The following is a 756-nucleotide window of genomic DNA, read 5'->3' as shown; positions in this document are numbered from 1 at the left end:
GCTATTTCAAGTAGATATGACAAGCTAGAAAGGAATTATGCCAGCATGTTATCGCTGGCATTTATGTTAATGTGGCTACCGATGTATTGTTGAACGCAAAATGTACAGCAAAGATCAACACGCCCTAATCTTAGATTCAGCATTGCCACTTTATTCTATTCTCTATACCCAAACCACTTGAAGTCGTAGGTAGGCAGCAAGTGAGTTCATCCCCATGAGCATAGATAAACTATGTGATTGGGGTGAGCGAACGTAGCCAACACCGCTACAACTTCAAGTCGGAAGGGTATATTCATAAAGGAGGTGTCATATGGATCTAAAAAGTCTTCTCAACCAAGCACTCAATTCAAATATTGTTAAGCAAGGGTCAACTCAACGTAGTTCTATCACCCAAGACAGCAGTAAATTGAAAACCTTAGGCGCAGGAGCCGTTGGTGGGGGGTTGATAGGTTTATTAATGGGTTCAAAGAAAACCAAAAAAATAGGCAATAAAGTACTTGGTATTGGAGGCGCAGCAGCACTTGGGGCGCTGGCTTATAAAGCCTACAACGACTGGCAAGCAAAGCAGACGACAACTCAACCTCAAGCCACATTTGATCCCGATGATTCAAGCCACAGTGTACTCATTTTAAAAGGTTCATCGCGGATTAGCGGGAACTAAAAACAAAAAAACGGTAGTAAGTGATATGGTTTAGTCGCCAAACAAAAATCATACACAAACTACCGTTTCCATGTCGAATCATACTTTCCTATCTT

Annotated in this window: 2 pseudogenes; both read left to right on the top strand. The window is 41.5% G+C overall.

Going from position 1 to position 756, the window contains the following annotated elements:
• Window positions 1-93: pseudogene (locus tag AACW06_RS19820) on the top strand (IS5/IS1182 family transposase); the annotation flags it as partial.
• A 217-nt stretch (window positions 94-310) separates the two neighbouring features.
• Window positions 311-634: pseudogene (locus AACW06_RS19815) on the top strand (DUF533 domain-containing protein); the annotation flags it as partial.
• Window positions 635-756 lie beyond the last annotated feature (122 nt).

Origin of the sequence: Vibrio sp. S12_S33 (assembly GCF_963889785.1) — a bacterium.
GTDB classification, from domain to species: Bacteria; Pseudomonadota; Gammaproteobacteria; order Enterobacterales; family Vibrionaceae; genus Vibrio; species Vibrio aestuarianus.
This window is presented reverse-complemented; position numbering and strand designations above follow the sequence as displayed.